This is a genomic window from Kribbella sp. DT2 (assembly GCF_049844575.1).
Taxonomy (GTDB): domain Bacteria; phylum Actinomycetota; class Actinomycetes; order Propionibacteriales; family Kribbellaceae; genus Kribbella.
Genome location: NZ_JBNCLH010000006.1, coordinates 323,463 through 340,864, shown reverse-complemented (window position 1 = coordinate 340,864; position 17,402 = coordinate 323,463). Strand labels below are relative to the sequence as shown.

Here is a 17,402-nt window from a genome sequence, read left to right as displayed (position 1 = left end):
GGTGCCACGGGGTGACGTGGGGCTCGGATAACGTCCGGGCTATGAGTCATCCGCATCCCGATCTTGGTCAGCCGCCCCGCCTTCCCGATGACGCCCTGCGCGTGGTCGCTCTGGGCGGTCTGGGTGAGATCGGCCGGAACATGACCGTGTTCGAGCACCGGGGCAAGTTGCTGGTGGTCGACTGCGGGGTGCTGTTCCCCGAGGAGCACCAGCCTGGTGTCGACGTGATCCTGCCGGACTTCGGCTGGATCCGTGACCGGCTGGACAAGATCGAGGCCATCGTGCTGACCCACGGGCACGAGGACCACATCGGCGGTGTGCCGTACCTGCTGAAGGAGCGCGGCGACATCCCGGTGGTCGGCTCGAAGCTGACGCTGGCGTTCATCACCTCCAAGCTCAAGGAGCACCGGATCAAGCCGGTGACGGTGGAGGTGAAGGAGGACGAGAAGCGGAAGTTCGGTCCGTTCGAGTGCGAGTTCCTCGCGGTCAACCACTCGATCCCGGACGGCCTGGCGGTCGCGATCCGGACCACGGCCGGCCTGGTGCTGCACACCGGCGACTTCAAGATGGACCAGTTCCCGCTGGACCGCCGGCTCACCGACCTGCGCGGGTTCGCCCGGCTCGGTGAGGAGGGCGTCGACCTGTTCATGACGGACTCGACGAACGCCGACGTCCCGGGCTTCACCACCGCCGAGAAGGACCTCGGCCCGGCGATCGACCAGGTCTTCCGGACCGCGCCCGGCCGGATCATCGTCTCCAGCTTCGCCAGCCACGTGCACCGGATCCAGCAGGTGCTGGACGCGGCGAAGGCGGGCGGCCGCAAGGTCGCGTTCGTCGGCCGCTCGATGGTGCGCAACATGGGGATCGCCCGCGACCTGGGCTACCTGAACGTGCCGAAGGGCCTGATCGTCGACCTGAAGGAGCTCGAGCAGCTGCCGGACCGCAAGGTCACGCTGGTCTGCACCGGGTCGCAGGGCGAGCCGATGGCCGCGCTGGCCCGGATGGCCAACCGTGACCACGTGATCCGGATCGGCGACGGCGACACCGTCCTGATGGCCAGCTCGCTGATCCCGGGCAACGAGAACGCCATCTACGGGCTGATCAACGGCCTGATCCGCTGGGGCGCGAACGTCGTGCACAAGGGCAACGCGAAGGTGCACGTCTCGGGTCACGCCAGCGCCGGCGAACTGGTCTACTGCTACAACCTCGTCGAACCGCGCAACGTGCTGCCGGTGCACGGCGAGTTCCGGCACCTGAAGGCGAACGCGGCGCTCGCGGTCAGTACCGGCGTACCGGCCGACCGGGTGATCATCGCCGAGGACGGCGTGGTCGTGGACCTGCACAAGGGCCGCGCGAAGATCACCGGCAAGGTCGAGGCCGGGTACGTGTACGTCGACGCGATGACCGTCGGCGGGGTGACCGAGGCGAACCTGAAGGACCGCCGGACGCTCGGCGAGGAGGGCGTCGTCACCGTCGTCCTGCTGGTCGACGCACACACCGGCAGGCTGGCCGAGCCGCCGGACTTCCTGGCGCGTGGGTTCGTCCACGACGACACGACGTTCAAGCCGGTCATCCCGGTGATCGAGGAGGCGCTCGCGCGGGCGGCCTCCGAGGCGATCGGCGACGCGAGCCAGCTCGAGCAGCTGGTCGGCCGCGCGGTCGGCAACTGGACGTACCGCCACTGGCGTCGGCGTCCGGTCGTCATCCCGGTGGTCATCGACGCCTGACCCGAAGACGTCCCGGAGCACCCCGCACTCGGAGAGTGCGGGGTGCTCTGTTTGTGGCGGGACGAACAGGGCGGGCAGGTGAGGGTTGTCCGGTGGGGAGGAACCCTCGCAGGTTAGCGTTCCCCCATGACCGCGGAACCCGTTCAGCAGGCTGTTGCGATTGCGACGTTCGGGCTCGGTCGGAGCTACGGGTCGGGTGAGACCCGGGTCGACGCGCTGGCCGAGGTCAGTGTGCAGTTCGGGCAGGGGCGGTTCACCGCGATCATGGGGCCTTCGGGGTCGGGCAAGTCGACGTTGCTGCACTGTCTGGCGGGGCTCGATCGGCCGACCGGCGGGCAGGTCTTCCTCGGCGACGTCGAGCTGACCCGGCTGACCGAGAAGGCGCTCACGCATCTCAGGCGGGACCGGATCGGGTTCGTGTTCCAGGCGTTCAACCTGGTCCCGACGCTGACCGCGCTGGAGAACATCACGCTGCCGCTGACCCTCGCGAACCGCAAGCCGGACCAGGAGTGGCTCGACCTGATCGTTCGGACCACAGGGCTCAAGGACCGGCTTCACCACCAACCCAACGAGTTGTCCGGCGGGCAGCAGCAGCGCGTCGCTTGTGCTCGTGCGCTGGTCTCGCGTCCGCACGTGGTGTTCGCCGACGAGCCGACCGGCAACCTCGACTCCCGCGCGTCGGCCGACGTACTCGCCTTCCTGCACCGTTCGGTGCGTGAGTTCGGTCAGACAGTGGTGATGGTGACGCACGACCCGACCGCCGCCGCGTACGCCGACCGCGTGCTGTTCCTCGCCGACGGCCGGCTGCGCGAGGAGCTCGTCGACCCGACCGCCGAGTCTGTTCTCGACACGATGAAACGCCTCGAGAACGCCCCCGCCGCTCACGCGATCAGCTCCAGCAACTCGGGCGCCGGCGGCAACACGCACCCGCAAGGCGGCGCGTTCCCAGGCGACAACGCGGACGGCGGCCAAGGCCCCGACCAAACCCAGGCCGGCTGATGCTCAAGCTCGGCCTCCGGTCGGTGCTCGCGCACCGGCTGCGGTTCGTGCTCTGCACGATCGCCGTGCTGCTCGGCATCGGCTTCGTCAGCGGCGCGATGGTCTTCAGCGACACCCTAGCGGCCGCCCTCAAGAAGAACTTCGCCACCGCCACCGCCGACCTCACCGTCACGCCGGTCTCCCCCATCACCGGTACGCCGAACCGCCCGGCGACCCTCTCCATCGAGACCGCCGACCGCATCGCCGCCGTACCAGGTGTCGCCGCCACCGACGCCCAGCTCCTCGTCCCGGACGTCGAGATCCTGGGCAAGGACGGCCAACCCATCGACACCTACAGCCTGGCGACCTTCGGCGCGAGCTGGCCGCACGACGACCGGACCGCGCCGTTCAAGCTCGTCGCCGGCGCCGCGCCCTGGGGCACCGAGCAGCTGACCCTCGACCGCAACACCGCCGATCGCGAGGGTTACGAGCTCGGCCAGAAGGTCAAGGTCGTCACCCCCGCCCGCGCTGTCACCGCGACGCTGACCGGCCTCACCACCGCCGGCCTCTCCGGTACGTCGGCCGGCGCACCCCTCGTCGGCTTCGACAGCGCCTCGGCCCAACTCCTGCTCCTCGGCGAGCCCGGCTGGACGTCGATCGGCGTCGCCCTCCAACCCGGCCAGAACGCCGACACCGTCAGCCGCGCGATCCAGACGCGGCTCGGCGACACCCTGAAGGTCCGCACCGCGGCGCAGGTCGAGGCCGACGGCGAGAGCGCACTCGACGACACCTTCGGCGGCCTCACCGCGGCGCTGCTGCTGTTCGCCGGCCTGGCCCTGTTCGTCGGCACGTTCCTGATCGTCAACACCTTCGCGATGGTCGTCGCCCAGCGCGGCCGTGAGCTCGCGCTGCTCCGCGCGGTCGGCGCCTCCCGCGGCCAGGTCACCAGCACGGTCCTCGCCGAGGCCCTCGTGATCGGCGTGATCGGCTCGACGCTCGGGCTCTTGCTCGGCGTCGGCGTCGCGGCCGCCATCCAGCTCATGTACCAACGCCTCGACCTCGCGATCCCGTCGGCGGCCCTCCAGGTCAGCCCCGCCACGATCATCGCGTCGTACCTCCTCGGCGTGGGCATCACCGCCGCCGCGGCCTACCCCGCCGCGCACAGAGCAGGCAAACTCCCGCCGGTGGTCGCCCTGCGCGCCGACACCACCCTCCCGGAGCGCAGCCTGGTCGTCCGGGTCGTGCTCGGCGGCTTCCTGCTCCTGATGGCAGTCCTCCTGCTCCTGATCTCGCTCAGCACCAACGGCCTGCCCGGCGCAATCCTCGTCGGACTTGCCACCGCCCTGGTCCTGCTCGGCCTGGTCATGGCACTGCCCCTGATCAGCCGGTACGCCGTACGCGGCCTGATGCTCCCCTTCGGCCGCCGCGCTCCCGTCGTGATCGGGCGCCGCAACGCCGAGCGCAACCCCCGCCGTACGGCGGCCACAGCCTCGGCGCTGATGATCTCGCTCGCGCTGGTCAGCGGCCTCGTCGTGATCGCCGCCTCGGCCAAGGCATCGGTCGACCAAGGCATCTCCGACGCGATCGGTACGTCGGAGCTCGTCGTCACCGGCGACCGCCCGTTCAGCACAGCGGTCGGCGACTCGATGGCCAAGGTGCAAGGTGTGTCAGCGGTCCACCGCGTACGCCGGTCGGCCGGCGAGGTCGACGACCAGCCGGTCACCGTGGCCGGCGTCTCCGACGGCACGCTCGACGGCCCGGTCACGGTCACGACGACCACCGGATCGCTCGACACCCTCGCGTCAGGCCAGGTCGCCCTCCCCCGGAACCTCGCGAACCAGCTCGACCTCGCGGTCGGCAAGACGTTCACGCTGGTCACGGGAACTGGCAAGCACCAGCTGACCGTTGGCGCGGTGATCGCCCCGAACCGCCAGACCGACGCCGTGATCACCGACCTGGCGACGTTCACCGAGCTCGGCGGCGGCGAGATCGACGCCACCCTCTACCTCGAAGTTGCCGACGGCACCGATCTCGGGACGGTCCGGCAGGCCGTGCTCGGCGCGGTCAAGGACTACCCGACGGTCGCGGTCCGCGACCAGCAGGCGTACGCCGAGGCGCAGCGCGGCCCGATCGACAGCATCCTCGTCATCGTCGGAGCGCTGCTCGGGTTCGCCGTCCTGATCGCGCTGCTCGGCATCGTGAACACGCTCGCGCTCGGTGTCGTCGAGCGGACCCGCGAGCTCGGGCTGCTGCGCGCGATCGGGATGGACCGGCCGCAGGTCCGGCGGATGCTGCAGGTGGAGGCGGTCGCGATCGCGTTGTTCGGCGCGCTCCTCGGGCTGCTGGTCGGCGGGTTCGCGGGCGCCGCGGTGCAGCACGTGATGGTCGACGACGGGCTCGCCGTGCTCGACGTACCGGTGCTGCAACTGGTCGGTGCGGCGGTGGTCGCGGCGGTCTTCGGCGTACTGGCTGCGATCTGGCCGTCACGCCGTGCAGTGCGGCTGGACGTCCTCCGCGCGATCGCAACCGAGTAGTAGCCGAACTGCTCCGCTGGGCGTTGATCACCGGTAGCCTGCCGGTGTGCCGGGCAGCGTCCAATCGATCGAGCGTGCTGCCGCAGTGCTGCGCCTGCTCGCGGCCGCGCCGAACGGGCTGGGTGTCGCCGATCTCGGCAACGCGCTCGGGCTGGCGAAGGCGACCGTGCACGGGATCGTCCGGACGCTGCACCAGGTCGGCTTCGTCGAGCAGGACCACTCGGGTGCGCACTACCGGCTGAGCGACGCCTTCGGGCGGCTCGGCGAGACCTACCTCGATCCCAACGAGTTGCGCAGCCGCGCGATCAACTGGGCCGACTCGCTGGCCTCGCGCAGCGGCGAGGTGGTCCGGGTCGGGCGGCTGGTCGAGGGCAAGGTGGTCGTCGTGCACCACGTCTTCCGGCCGGACGACAGCGATCAGGACCTGGACGTCGGTACGACGCTCCCGCCGCACGCGACCGCACTCGGCAAGGCGGTGCTCGCCTTCGACACCAGCGGCGCGGCCAAACCGAAGACCCTGGAAGCCTTCACCACCCGGACGATCGTCGGACCTGCCCGGCTGGCCGACGAACTGGCCGCGGTCCGCGCCAAGGGCTGGGCCGGCGAGTTCGAGGAGCACACGGTCGAGCTGGCCGGCATCGCCGCGCCGATCCGCGGCCTCGGTGGTCTCGTCGTCGGCGCCGTCGGCCTCACCGGCCGGATCGAGCGGATCTGCGACAGCCGCCTGCGGCACCGCACCGACCTGGTCACGATGGTCCGGGCCACCGCCGAGGCCATCGGCCGCGACCTCCGGGAAGACGGCTGATGGCAGAGCAGTACGTCGCAGCGGTCGACCAGGGCACCAACTCCACCCGCTGCATCCTCTTCGACCGCCGCGGCCGGCTCGTCTCGGTGGCGCAGCGCGAGCACAAGCAGTACTTCCCGCGGCCCGGCTGGGTCGAGCACGACGCGGCCGAGATCTGGCGCAACGTCACCCGGGTGGTGCCCGCCGCGATCCGGCAGATCGGCGCCGAGCCGAGCCAGATCGTTGCCATCGGCATCACCAACCAACGCGAGACCAGCCTGCTCTGGGACCGCCGTACGGGACAGCCGGTGGGCCACGCCGTCGTCTGGCAGGACACCCGCACCGACCGCCTGATCACCGAGCTGGCCGGCGACGAAGGCCCCGACCGCTTCGTCGACCTCTGCGGCCTCCCCCTCACCACCTACTTCTCCGCGCCCCGCCTGCGCTGGATGCTCGACCACACCCCCGGCCTGCGCGCCCGGGCCGAAGCCGGCGACGTCCTCTTCGGGACCATGGAGTCCTGGCTGATCTGGAACTTCACCGGCGGACCGGACGGCGGCCTGCACGCCACCGACGTCACCAACGCCAGCCGCACGATGCTGATGAACATCGAGACCCTCGAGTGGGACGACCAGCTCCTCGACGCGTTCAACGTCCCGCGGTCGGTCCTCCCCGAGATCCGGCCGTCCTCCGGCGTCTTCGGTACGGCGGCCACGGTGCTCCCCGGCGTCCGGATCGGCGCGGCGCTCGGCGACCAGCAGGCCGCGCTGTTCGGCCAGACCTGCTTCAGCCCCGGCGAAGCGAAGTGCACGTACGGCACCGGCTCGTTCCTCCTGCTCAACACCGGCAAGGAGATCGTCCGGTCGACGCACGGCATGCTGACCACGGTCGCGTACCAGATCGGCGACCAGCCGGCGGCGTACGCGCTGGAAGGCTCGATGGCCGTCACCGGCTCACTGGTGCAGTGGTTCCGCGACGGGCTCGGGCTGATCCACACCGCCGCCGAGATCGAGACGCTGGCCCGGACCGTCGAGGACAACGGCGGCGCGTACATCGTGCCCGCGTTCTCCGGCCTGTTCGCGCCGCACTGGCGCAGCGAGGCGCGCGGTGTGATCGCCGGGCTCACGTCGTACATCACCAAGGGCCACCTGGCCCGGGCCGTCCTGGAGGCGACCGCCTTCCAGACCCTCGAGGTCGTCGACGCGATGAACGCCGACTCCGGGATCGCGCTCAAGGCGCTCAAGGTCGACGGCGGGATGACCGCGAACAACCTGCTGATGCAGTTCCTCGCCGACCTGCTCGACGTCCGGGTGGTCCGGCCGATGGTGACCGAGACCGTCTCGCTCGGTGCCGCGTACGCCGCCGGCCTGGCGGTCGGCTACTGGCCGGACCTCGAAGGCCTGCGCAGCAACTGGCACCGCGCCGGCCAGTGGCTGCCCGGTATGGACCCGGACCGGCGAGCCACCGAGTACGCCAACTGGCAGGCGGCGGTCCAGCGCACCTTCGGCTGGATCCGCCCCGAGCAGCAGGACAGCAACAACTAGGCGCGCCAGATCCAGTTCTGCCGGGCGTAGCGGATCTCGAAGCCGGTCCGGAGCATGTTGTTGAGCGACGAGTTCTGCTCACCGTCAGAAGGCTTGCCGGTCTCCGCGCTCAACCACTTCGCGCCGTCAGCCGAAGCCTGCCGGGCCCGCACGGCCAGCAACGCCGACTGTGCGCCGCGCCCCCGGTACTCCGGCAGTACGGCGGCGCCCGCGAACGACGCCACCTGGTCGTGGATCGCCAGCGTCGCCGCGCCGACCATCGTGTCGCCGTCCCAGGCGCCGTACGGCGTGAAGCCGGGCCGGTCGACGGCGGCCGAGATCATCGGCACCAGCTGGTCGGTCGGCATCCCGAAACCACGCAGCAGCGTCGTCGCCCACTCGTCGGCCTGCTCCGCCGGGACCTCGTCGATCCGCAGGTCGGTGTCGGCGGACTCGACCAGGCCGGCCAGTCGCGCGAGCTTCAGCCAGGTCCCGCCGGCGGTCAGCCCGGTCTTCGCCACGATCGCGTCCCAGTCCCGGGGCAGCACCGACGGCGCGAACTGCAGCGTCGCCAGGCGCACGTCATGGGTGCGGTAGAACTCGACGACCTCCTCGACCAGGTCGAGCGTCACCGGCGCCTCGAAGCCGAAGCCGAGCGCCTTGCTCCAGTAGTTCGTCACGTCGTCGGGCAGCGCCAGCACGACACCACCACCGATCCGGCGGCTCGCGAGCCTCAGCGACTCCGCCACCGGGGGTGGGGCCGAGCTCTCGTAGCCCCACACCGCTTCCGCCTCAGCTGCCTCGATCAGCTCGGCGATCCGATCCATTCATTGCCTCCAGGCCACATCCCCGTGACGATGTTCCGACCCGACACTATGCCGGACGCGCAAACCTTTCAGGTCAGGCTCTCCAGGCCCAGATCGGGCGCTCGTAGATCACCTCGAACCCGGCCCGCCGCAGGTTCTCCAGCGACTGGTTGCGGTCCCCCGGTCCGGGCTTGCCGGTCTCCACGAAGATCGAGCGGCAGCCCGCCGCCACCGCGTCCTGCGTCCGGCGCGCGACCAGCGCGGACTGCGCTCCGCGCCCCCGGTACGCCGGGCGGGTCGCGGCGCTGACCAGCTCGGCGGCCTCGCCGTCGACGGACAGGGCACCGGTGGCGACCAGGAGGTCGCCGTCCCAGGCACCGTACGCCGTGACGCCGGCGATCCTGCCGATCGCGGCCAGCATCTCCGCCATCCGCCCGTCGCCGTCCTCGAACCCGAACGCCTCGACCTGCACCGCCGCCCAGGCATCGGCGTCGGCCTCCGTGATCGGGCCGACCCGGAGCGGCGTCGGCGCCGCCGCGACCGGGCTGTCGTCACGTCGCAGCTTGACCAGCGAAGGCCCGCGGGTCAGCGCGTACTTCGCGGCCAGCTCGGCCCAGTCGGCCGGCAGCACCTGCTCCGGAAGGTGGAAGTTGGCGCTCGCCGTCCCCTCGGAACGGTAGAAACCGATCACCTCGTCGAGCACCTCGGCGGTCAGCGGCTTGCTGAACCCGAATCCCTGCGCCTTCGACCAGAACCCGGAGGTGTCCTTGCTCGCCGACAACGCGATGCCGCCACCGATCCGCCGCCGGCCAGCCCCATCCGCTCGCGCACCCGCTCGCCGGCTTCGAGCAGGCCCAGCATCAGGTTTCCCTCGGTGGCCTCCGCCAGCGCAACCATGTCCATGCCGGGAGCCTAGCCCTCCCGGGGAAACACCAGGTGACGAACTTGGTTGCCCTCAGCACCTTCTTGGCAGTAACCCACCGACGATCAGCGCGACCAACGCCTCCTCACCGCCCGGCCGGGACGCCAGCGCCTCAGCCGCTCCCAGTACGCCGACGCACCGCAACCTCAGCGCATCGGCCCCGAGCTTCGAGTACGGCGCCAGCGCGGCCGCCATCAGCTCGACGTACCCGTCGAGCAACTCCCGCTGGACGGCCTCCGTCTCCGGGGTCCCCTTCACCGCCGCCGACACGGCAGCCAGCTCCGGCATCTCGCTGACGCACGCGAAGTACGCCGCACCGATCACCCGCGCAACATCGTCGAGCTCCGGCGCCGCCTCCCGCACCGCGGCCTCGATCGCGGTCTTGTGCCGCTCGTCCAGCCGCCGGTACAGCTCGATCAGCAGGCCGGACCTGGTCCCGAAGTGGTCGTAGACGATCGGCCGGCTCACCCCGGCCGCCTCCGCCAGCGTGACCAGCGTCAGCCCGTCCGCGCCGCGGGACCGGACCAGCGCCACCGCCGCGTCGAGCAGCTGCTCGCGCCTGGCCTGCTTGCTCAACCGCACTGTCATGTGCCTATCCTACAAGATGCAACCTACATAATGTAGCTAGGAGGAACCATGCACTCCGTCCTGATTCTCGGCGGCACCGGACAGGCCGGGTCCGACACCGCCGCGTTGCTCCGCCGCCGGCACCCGGACCTGCCGATCACGATCGCCGGCCGCGATCTCGGCCGTGCCCAGAAGATCGCCGGCGACCTCGGTACGGCGACCGCCGTGACGATCGACCTTCGCCGGCGCGACCTCGGCCTGCCCACCGGCCACACCTACTCGGCCGTCGTCGCGGCCTTGTGGGACTCCCATCACAACGGTCTGCACTACGCCCAGGACCACGGGGTGCCCTACCTGAGCATCTCCAGCGCGCTCGTCGACACGTCCCCGGAGCTCGTGGCCGCCGCCCAGCGCCCGGCCGCCGCGCCGATCCTGGTCGCCAGCCACTGGTGCGCGGGCATCGCCGTACTGGCGACCCTCGCGGCAGCCAAGGACTTCGCCCAGGTCGACAGCATCCAGGTGCAGGCGCTGCTGGACGAGCTGGACGTCGGCGGCCCGGCAGGAGCGGCTGATCTCGCGCGCTGGTCGACGGCGACGACCGCGGGTCTCGTACGGCGCGACGGCACGTTCCAGTGGATCCAGGACGTCGGCACCGAGATGGTCGCCGGCGACGGCACCGTGCATCCCGCGCAGAGCCTCGCGATCCTCGACGTCACGAGCCTGGCCCTGGCCACCGGCGCCGCCGACGTCCGCTTCGACATGGCGGTCGGCGAGTCCTCCGGGCGTCGTACGGGCGGCCGCGCGTCGGTCGAGGTCCGCATCGACCTCGAAGGCACCGACCAGGCCGGCAACCCGCTCAGGTCGACCCGGTACCTGATTCACCCCCACGGCCAGCGCCCGCTGACCGCGCTCGGCATCACCCTCGGCCTGGAAAGCCTGCTGGGGCTGGAGAACGAGCCGGCCTCTCCCGGGCTGCACACCACCGAGTCACTTGTCGACCCGGCGTACGCCGTACAGCGCCTGCTGGAGCTGGGTGCCACCTTCTGACAGACCAATGCCCGGAGCACCCCCCACGAAGGTGCTCCGGGCAAGCATTTCAGACCGGCGAGACGATGTCCGGCGCTTCCAGGCGGACCTTGTCGGCGGACTCGTCGTCGGGCTGGTCCTGGGAGTCGCGCTCGGACTGGACGCGGCGCAGGTAGAACGACACCTCGCGCTCGATCGTGTCCTCGTTCCAGCCGAGCTCCGGCGCGATCAGCCGGGCCGCGGCCTCGGCAGCACCGGCGCCACGGTCCCAGGCCTCGATCGAGATCCGGGTCCGCCGAGCCAGTACGTCGTCCAGGTGCCGGGCGCCCTCGGACCGGGCCGCGTACACGACCTCGGCCTTCAGGTAGTCCTGCGTCCCGGGCAGCTGCTCACCGAGCGACGGGTCGTCCTTCACCAACGCGAGCACCTCGTTGATCAGGGCGCCGTACCGATTGAGCAGGTGCTCGATCCGGGCCACGTGCAACCCGGACTCCTGGGCGATCAGGTGCCGCTGGTTCCACAGCGCCGGGTACCCGTCCGCGCCGACCAGCGGGATGGTCTTGGTAGTGCACTTCGGGACCCGCCCGTCGAGCGCGTTGGCGACCGCGTCGACGGCGTCCTTGGCCATCACCCGGTACGTCGTGTACTTGCCTCCGGCCACCACAACCAGCCCCGGCGCCGCGTGCGCGACGACGTGCTCGCGGGACAGCTTCGAAGTGCTCTCCGACTCGCCCGCCAGCAGCGGCCGCAGTCCGGCGTACACGCCCTCGACGTCCTCACGGGTCAGTGGCGTGTTCAGTACGGCGTTCACGTGGTCGAGCAGGTACTCGATGTCCTTGCTGGTCGCGGCCGGGTGCGCCTTGTCCAGGTTCCAGTCGGTGTCGGTGGTGCCGATCAGCCAGTGCCGGCCCCACGGGATGATGAACAGCACGGACTTCTCGGTCCGCAGGATCATCCCGCTGCTGGACTGGATCCGGTCCTTCGGCACCACCAGGTGGATGCCCTTCGACGCGCGGACGTGGTACTGCCCGCGCTCCCCGACCATCGCCTGGGTGTCGTCGGTCCACACGCCGGTCGCGTTGATCACCTGCTTGGCCCGGACCTCGAACTCACGCCCGCTCTCCAGGTCCTTGGCCTGGACGCCGGTCACCCGCTCGCCCTGCCGCAGGAACCCGGTCACCTTCACCCGGTTCGCGACGTGCGCGCCGTACGACGCCGCTGTCCGTGCCAGCTCCATCGTGTGCCGGGCGTCGTCGACCTGGGCGTCGTAGTACTGGATCGCGCCGACCAGGGCCGACTTCTTCAGGCTCGGCACCAGCCGCATCGCGCCCCGCCGGGTCAGGTGCCGGTGCATCGGCAGGCCGGCGCCGTTGCCCGAGCTGACCGCCATCGCGTCGTACAGGGCTACGCCGGCGCCGGCGTAGAACCGCTCCCACCAGCGGTGCTGGAGCGGGTAGAGGAACGGCACCGGCTTGACCAGGTGCGGTGCCAGGCGTTGCAGGAGCAGGCCGCGCTCCTGCAACGCCTCGTGCACCAGCCGGAAGTCGAGCATCTCCAGGTACCGCAAGCCACCGTGCATCAGCTTGCTGGACCGGCTGGAGGTTCCGCTCGCGTAGTCGCGGGCCTCCAGCAGGCCGGTGGTCAGGCCCCGGGTCGCGGCGTCCAGGGCCGACCCGGTGCCGACCACCCCGCCGCCGATCACCAGGACGTCCAGTTCGCGGCCGTCCGCCATCGCGTCGATGGCCTCCGACCTCGCTTGCGGGGACAGAGCCACTACCGCCACTGTGCTGTTCCTTCCGGTTGTCTCTCTACTGCCTACTGCCTACTGCGTCGTGCTGCTAGTCGACGTCGACCCAGTCGAGCGTCCGCTGGACGGCCTTCTCCCAGCCCTTGTACCCGGCCGCACGCTGCTCGTCGTTCCACTCCGGGCTCCAGCGCTTGTCCTCGTTCCAGTTCTGCACCAGTTCGTCGGTGTTGTTCCAGAACCCGACCGCCAGCCCGGCCGCGTACGCCGCGCCGAGCGCCGTGGTCTCCGCGACGACCGGCTTGCTCACCGGTACGCCGAGGATGTCGGCCTGCATCTGCATGCAGAGCTCGTTGGCCGTGACACCGCCGTCGACCTTGAGCACCTCGAGCTTCACACCCGAGTCCTTCTCCATCGCGTCGGCCACGTCCTTGCTCTGGTAGCAGATCGCTTCCAGTGTTGCTCGCGCCAGGTGGGCGTTGGTGTTGAACCGCGACAGCCCGACGATCGCGCCGCGGGCGTCCGAGCGCCAGTACGGCGCGAACAGGCCGGAGAACGCCGGGACGAAGTACACCCCGCCGTTGTCCTCGACCTGCCGGGCCAGCGTCTCGGTCTCGCTCGCACCGGAGATGATGCCGAGCTGGTCGCGCAGCCACTGGACCGCCGACCCGGTGACCGCGATCGAGCCCTCCAGCGCGTAGACCGGCGCGTCGTCGCCGAACTTGTACGCCATCGTGCTCAGCAGGCCGGCCTTGGAGCGGACCAGTTCGGTGCCGGTGTTCAGCAGCATGAAGTTGCCGGTGCCGTAGGTGTTCTTGGCCTCGCCCGGGTTGAAGCAGACCTGACCGACCGTCGCGGCCTGCTGGTCCCCGAGGTCACCGGTCAGCGGGACGACGCCGCCGAGCGGGCCGTTCGCCAGCGTCTCGCCGTACTTGTTGGGGTCCGACGACGGACGGATCTCCGGCAGCATCTGCCGGGGGATGTCGAAGAAGCTGATCAGCTCGTCGTCCCAGTCGAGCGTCTCCAGGTTCATCAGCATCGTGCGGCTGGCGTTCGTCACGTCGGTGATGTGCACCCCGCCGTCGACGCCGCCGGTCAGATGCCACAGCAGCCAGGTGTCGGTGTTGCCGAAGACGGCGTCACCGGCCTCGGCGGCCTCACGGACCCCGTCGACGTTCTCCAGGATCCACTGCACCTTGCCGGCCGAGAAGTACGTCGCCGGCGGCAGCCCGGCCTTCTGCCGGATCACGTCGCCCTTGCCCTCGCGCTCCAGCGCCGAGGCGATCCGGTCGGTCCGGGTGTCCTGCCAGACGATCGCGTTGTAGTACGGCCGCCCGGTCTTGCGGTTCCAGACCACCGCCGTCTCGCGCTGGTTGGTGATACCGAGCGCCGCCAGGTCGCCGGCCTGCAGGTTGTTCGCGTTCAGCGCGGTCCTGATGACCGAGCTGGTCCGCTCCCAGATCTCCACCGGGTTGTGCTCCACCCAGCCTGCCTGCGGCAGGATCTGGGAGTGCTCCAGCTGGTGCTTGCCCACCTCGTTGCCGGAGTGGTCGAAGATCATGAAGCGGGTGCTCGTGGTGCCCTGGTCGACGGCACCGACGAAGTCAGCCATGGAAAGTCCTCTCCTCACACGTCGAAGTCATGCTGTGGTGTTGTCCTCAGGGATGCGGCCCGGCTCTTCGTCCTCGTCCGCGATCGGCAGGTTGCGCCCGACCAGCAGGTCGTAGAGGAACGCGCCGACCAGCGCGCCGATGATCGGTGCCACGATCGGCACCCAGAAGTAGACATCCCCGAACTGATCCTTGAAGGCCCCGTCGTACCCGGTGAAGAACGACGCGAGCCGCGGCCCGAAGTCACGGGCCGGGTTGATCGCGTACCCGGCGTTGGTGCCCCAGGCCATGCCGATGCCGACTACCAGCAGGCCCACGACGAACGGCGCCAGGTTGACCCCCGGCGACGTGTTGCGCAGGTCGGTGATCGCCAGGATGACGAACAGCAGGATCGCCGTACCGATGACCTGGTCGCGGAAGCCGCCCCACAGGTCGACGCCGAGGTCCATCGAGCCGTTGCCAGGGAGTGTGGAGAACACGCCCTGGCTCTTGATCGTGTGACCGGGGTCGAACTTGCCGAGCGCTTCGGTGTAGTTCCAGCGGACCACCAGTGCCGCCAGAAACGCGCCGAGGAACTGCGCGACCGAGTACGGCAGCACCTTCTTCCAGGAGAACCCGCGGAAGGCCGCCAGCGCGATCGTCACCGCGGGGTTGAGGTGCGCACCGGTCATCCGGCCCGCGACGTAGATGCCCAGGGTCACCCCCAGCCCCCAGGCCCACGCGATCGAGTCGTGGTCCCCGATCCCGGCCGCGGCGACCTGCGCCACCACGCCGCAACCGAACAGAATCAGGATGAACGTACCGGCGAACTCGGCGGACATCTCCCCCAGAAGGGTCTTCGCCTTGACTGCTTCGGTCGTAGCCATGCCTGTCTCCCTTCCACCCCGTGACAACCACGGAGGACTGGAATGTAGGAGCGATTGCGAGGCGGCACAACGCCGTACGTTCGACATTGTCGAACGCCGGGAGCGGCCCGTACCACTGCGACACTCGTACAACCTCCCCCCGGCTTGATCACGCCGGGCGGCACGGCTCCCGGTCAGTCAGGCGGTGCGAACGCGGACAGCACGGTGGCGGTGATGTACTCGGCGGCCTTGTCCGGGGTCAGGCGGTCGGCGTTGATCTCGTCGGCGGCGCTGTGCATCACGCTGTGCAGGACGCTCACCAGCCAGGTGGTCGGCAGGTCGGTGCGGAACGCCCCCGCGTCACGACCGCGCTCGACCAGGCGCTCCATGCGCTGGGCCGGCCCGGCGTGCAGGTCACGGACCCTCCCTGACGGCAAGACGTCCTGGGCGGCGATCAGCAGGGAGCGTGACTGGTTCACCAGCTGCCAGCTGGAATCGATGAGCCGGGTCATCGCCTCACGCGGGTCGCCGGACAGGTCCACCGCTTCCAGGGCGGCGTGACCTTCGTCGATCGCGCGCATCATCGCCGCTTCGACGAGGTCGGCCCGGTTCGGGAAGTGCCCGTAGACGGTCACGCGTCCGACGCCGGCGGTCTTGGCGATCTCGCTGACGCTGGCGTCCGGGTTCCGGCTCAGGCAGCGGACGGCGGCGTCGAGGATCGCCGCGATGCTGCGCTGCGCGTCGGCGCGTTTCGCCGGTGCCTTCTCGCGGGTCGCGGCCACCCGTCCTCCTCTTGTCGAACACTGATGTACGAGTTACTGTAGCGCACCTAACTCAAACACTGCTGTACGAATTGGAGGTGTCGTCGTGTCCGACCAGACCGCCGGCCAGACCGGAACCGTGACCGCGGACCCGGGGCGCTGGCGCCTGCTGGCGCTGCTGGGCGTCGCGCAGTTCATGCTGATCCTCGACGTGACCGTGGTCGCGATCGCGCTGCCGCACATCGGCACCGATCTCGGCCTGGCCCGCGACACCCTGACCTGGGTCGTCAGCGCCTACACCCTGATGTTCGGCGGGCTGATGCTGCTCGGCGGTCGCGCGGCCGACCTGTTCGGCCCCCGCCGCGTGGTGCTGACCGGCCTGCTCGTGTTCACCGTGGCCTCGCTGGTCACGGGCCTGGCCGACAACGCCACCACGGTGATCGCCGGCCGCGTTGCCCAAGGCATCGGTGCGGCGATGCTGTCCCCCGCCGCGTTGTCGGTCGTGACCAGGACGTTCCACGGCGACGAACGCAACAAGGCACTCGGGATCTGGTCGGCGCTGGGCGGCGGCGGCTCGGCGATCGGCGTACTGCTCGGTGGCCTGCTGACCGCGGGGCCGGGCTGGCAGTGGGTGTTCTACATCAACGTGCCGATCGGCATCGTGGTGTTCGTCTTGCTGAGCGGGACGCTGTCGCGTGATCTGCCGACCGGGCCGCGAGCTCGCTTGGACGTTCCGGGCGCGCTGCTGGTCACCGCAGGGACCGGTACGGCGATCTACGCGCTGATCAACGCCGGCGACTGGGGCTGGCTCAGCGCCAAGACCCTCGGACTGCTGGCCGGGGCCGTGATCCTGTACGCCGTGTTCGCCGCCGTACAGCGTGCGGTGAAGTCGCCGCTGATGGATCTCGCCATCTTGACCCGGCGTCCGGTGGCCGCGGGAACGTTCCTGATCCTGGTCGCGACGGCGCTGATGATCGCGGTGTTCTTCCTCGGCTCGTTCTACCTGCAGCACCACCAGGGCTACGGCCCTCTCCGCACCGGCCTGCTGTTCCTGCCGGTAGCGGTCGCCACGATCCTCGGCGCACAACTGGCCGGCCGCTCGATCGGCAGCGCGGGCGCACGCAAGATCGCCGCGACCGGACTGCTGACCGCCGCCGCCGGAACGGCCATCGCGGCGATCTGGGACGGCCCGGTCACGATCGTCGCCGGCATCAGCCTCGGCGCCGCCGGCATCGGCGCAGCCTTCGTCGCCTCCTCGGCCACCACCCTGTCCCAAGTAGCCCACCACGAAGCCGGTACGGCGTCCGGCCTGCTCAGCACCTTCCACGAGTTCGGCGCCGCACTCGGAGTCGCAGTGGTCTCCAGCATCGCCGCCGCAAGCATCGCGGGAACCACCGGCACAGGCTTCACCGGCGGCTTCACCTTCGCCGCCGTCACCGCCGCCATCGCGGCACTGCTCGCACTCCTGCTCGTCCCGACCCTCGAGCGGCCGGCCGCCGCCCACTGATCCGACCGCCTGACCCCATCGACTGCCCGGTCGCGCTGCGACACTCGTACAACCTTTTCCGTGACTGA

At 70.3% G+C, this 17,402-nt stretch carries 14 protein-coding genes; 7 read left to right on the top strand and 7 right to left on the bottom strand.

The genetic code is table 11. From position 1 onward, the window contains the following. Window positions 1–41 precede the first annotated feature (41 nt). From ACLQ2O_RS26180 to glpK (ACLQ2O_RS26160), 5 genes are all read left to right on the top strand, one after another. Window positions 42–1,727, top strand: coding sequence for a ribonuclease J (locus tag ACLQ2O_RS26180; protein WP_425835899.1), 1,686 nt, complete (start codon window positions 42–44; stop codon window positions 1,725–1,727). Window positions 1,728–1,853: 126 nt separating this feature from the next. Continuing rightward, entirely contained in the window at window positions 1,854–2,726 is an 873-nt protein-coding gene (locus ACLQ2O_RS26175; protein ID WP_425835897.1) for an ABC transporter ATP-binding protein, read from the top strand. Then, entirely contained in the window at window positions 2,726–5,239 is a 2,514-nt protein-coding gene (locus ACLQ2O_RS26170; RefSeq protein WP_425835895.1) for an ABC transporter permease, read from the top strand. The genes ACLQ2O_RS26175 and ACLQ2O_RS26170 overlap by 1 nt, the downstream gene beginning before the upstream one ends. 46 nt (window positions 5,240–5,285) lie before the next feature. Then, entirely contained in the window at window positions 5,286–6,044 is a 759-nt protein-coding gene (locus ACLQ2O_RS26165; protein WP_425835893.1) for an IclR family transcriptional regulator, read from the top strand. After that, window positions 6,044–7,567, top strand: coding sequence for a glycerol kinase GlpK (glpK, locus tag ACLQ2O_RS26160; protein WP_425835891.1), 1,524 nt, complete (start codon window positions 6,044–6,046; stop codon window positions 7,565–7,567). The genes ACLQ2O_RS26165 and glpK (ACLQ2O_RS26160) overlap by 1 nt, the downstream gene beginning before the upstream one ends. On the opposite strand, the gene ACLQ2O_RS26155 is transcribed toward glpK (ACLQ2O_RS26160), so the two are convergent. The 3 genes from ACLQ2O_RS26155 to ACLQ2O_RS26145 all read right to left on the bottom strand — a co-directional run bounded on the left by ACLQ2O_RS26155 (window position 7,564) and on the right by ACLQ2O_RS26145 (window position 9,862). Next, window positions 7,564–8,373 carry a GNAT family N-acetyltransferase gene (locus ACLQ2O_RS26155; RefSeq protein ID WP_425835889.1) on the bottom strand — a complete coding sequence of 270 codons (810 nt, stop codon included), beginning with the start codon at window positions 8,371–8,373 and terminating at the stop codon, window positions 7,564–7,566. The genes glpK (ACLQ2O_RS26160) and ACLQ2O_RS26155 overlap by 4 nt on opposite strands. A 73-nt stretch (window positions 8,374–8,446) precedes the next feature. Continuing rightward, the gene (locus ACLQ2O_RS26150) at window positions 8,447–9,133 is read right to left on the bottom strand and encodes a GNAT family N-acetyltransferase (protein ID WP_425835887.1); all 687 of its coding nucleotides are present in this window, start codon (window positions 9,131–9,133) and stop codon (window positions 8,447–8,449) included. A 174-nt stretch (window positions 9,134–9,307) separates the two neighbouring features. After that, window positions 9,308–9,862 carry a TetR/AcrR family transcriptional regulator gene (locus ACLQ2O_RS26145; RefSeq protein WP_425835885.1) on the bottom strand — a complete coding sequence of 185 codons (555 nt, stop codon included), beginning with the start codon at window positions 9,860–9,862 and terminating at the stop codon, window positions 9,308–9,310. 48 nt (window positions 9,863–9,910) lie between these two features. Here ACLQ2O_RS26145 and ACLQ2O_RS26140 point away from each other — a divergent pair, with 48 nt between their 5' ends. Then, the gene (locus tag ACLQ2O_RS26140) at window positions 9,911–10,888 is read left to right on the top strand and encodes a saccharopine dehydrogenase NADP-binding domain-containing protein (protein WP_425835883.1); all 978 of its coding nucleotides are present in this window, start codon (window positions 9,911–9,913) and stop codon (window positions 10,886–10,888) included. A gap of 49 nt (window positions 10,889–10,937) precedes the next feature. Here ACLQ2O_RS26140 and ACLQ2O_RS26135 read toward each other — a convergent pair whose 3' ends face one another. From ACLQ2O_RS26135 to ACLQ2O_RS26120, 4 genes are all read right to left on the bottom strand, one after another. Beyond that, on the bottom strand, window positions 10,938–12,650 hold the full coding sequence (locus tag ACLQ2O_RS26135) for a glycerol-3-phosphate dehydrogenase/oxidase (protein ID WP_425835881.1): 1,713 nt from the start codon (window positions 12,648–12,650) through the stop codon (window positions 10,938–10,940). A 55-nt stretch (window positions 12,651–12,705) separates the two neighbouring features. Then, window positions 12,706–14,223 (bottom strand): glycerol kinase GlpK, encoded by a 1,518-nt coding sequence (gene glpK, locus ACLQ2O_RS26130; RefSeq protein ID WP_425835879.1) that lies wholly within the window; start codon window positions 14,221–14,223, stop codon window positions 12,706–12,708. Between the two features lie 27 nt (window positions 14,224–14,250). Further along, window positions 14,251–15,087, bottom strand: a complete 837-nt coding sequence (locus tag ACLQ2O_RS26125) for an MIP/aquaporin family protein (protein ID WP_425835877.1) — start codon at window positions 15,085–15,087, stop codon at window positions 14,251–14,253. Window positions 15,088–15,260: 173 nt separating this feature from the next. Then, a complete protein-coding gene (locus ACLQ2O_RS26120; protein ID WP_425835875.1) occupies window positions 15,261–15,848 on the bottom strand; it encodes a TetR/AcrR family transcriptional regulator in 588 nt (195 codons plus the stop codon). 85 nt (window positions 15,849–15,933) lie between these two features. Between ACLQ2O_RS26120 and ACLQ2O_RS26115 the strand changes: the two genes are divergently transcribed. Next, on the top strand, window positions 15,934–17,334 hold the full coding sequence (locus tag ACLQ2O_RS26115) for an MFS transporter (protein WP_425835873.1): 1,401 nt from the start codon (window positions 15,934–15,936) through the stop codon (window positions 17,332–17,334). Window positions 17,335–17,402 lie beyond the last annotated feature (68 nt).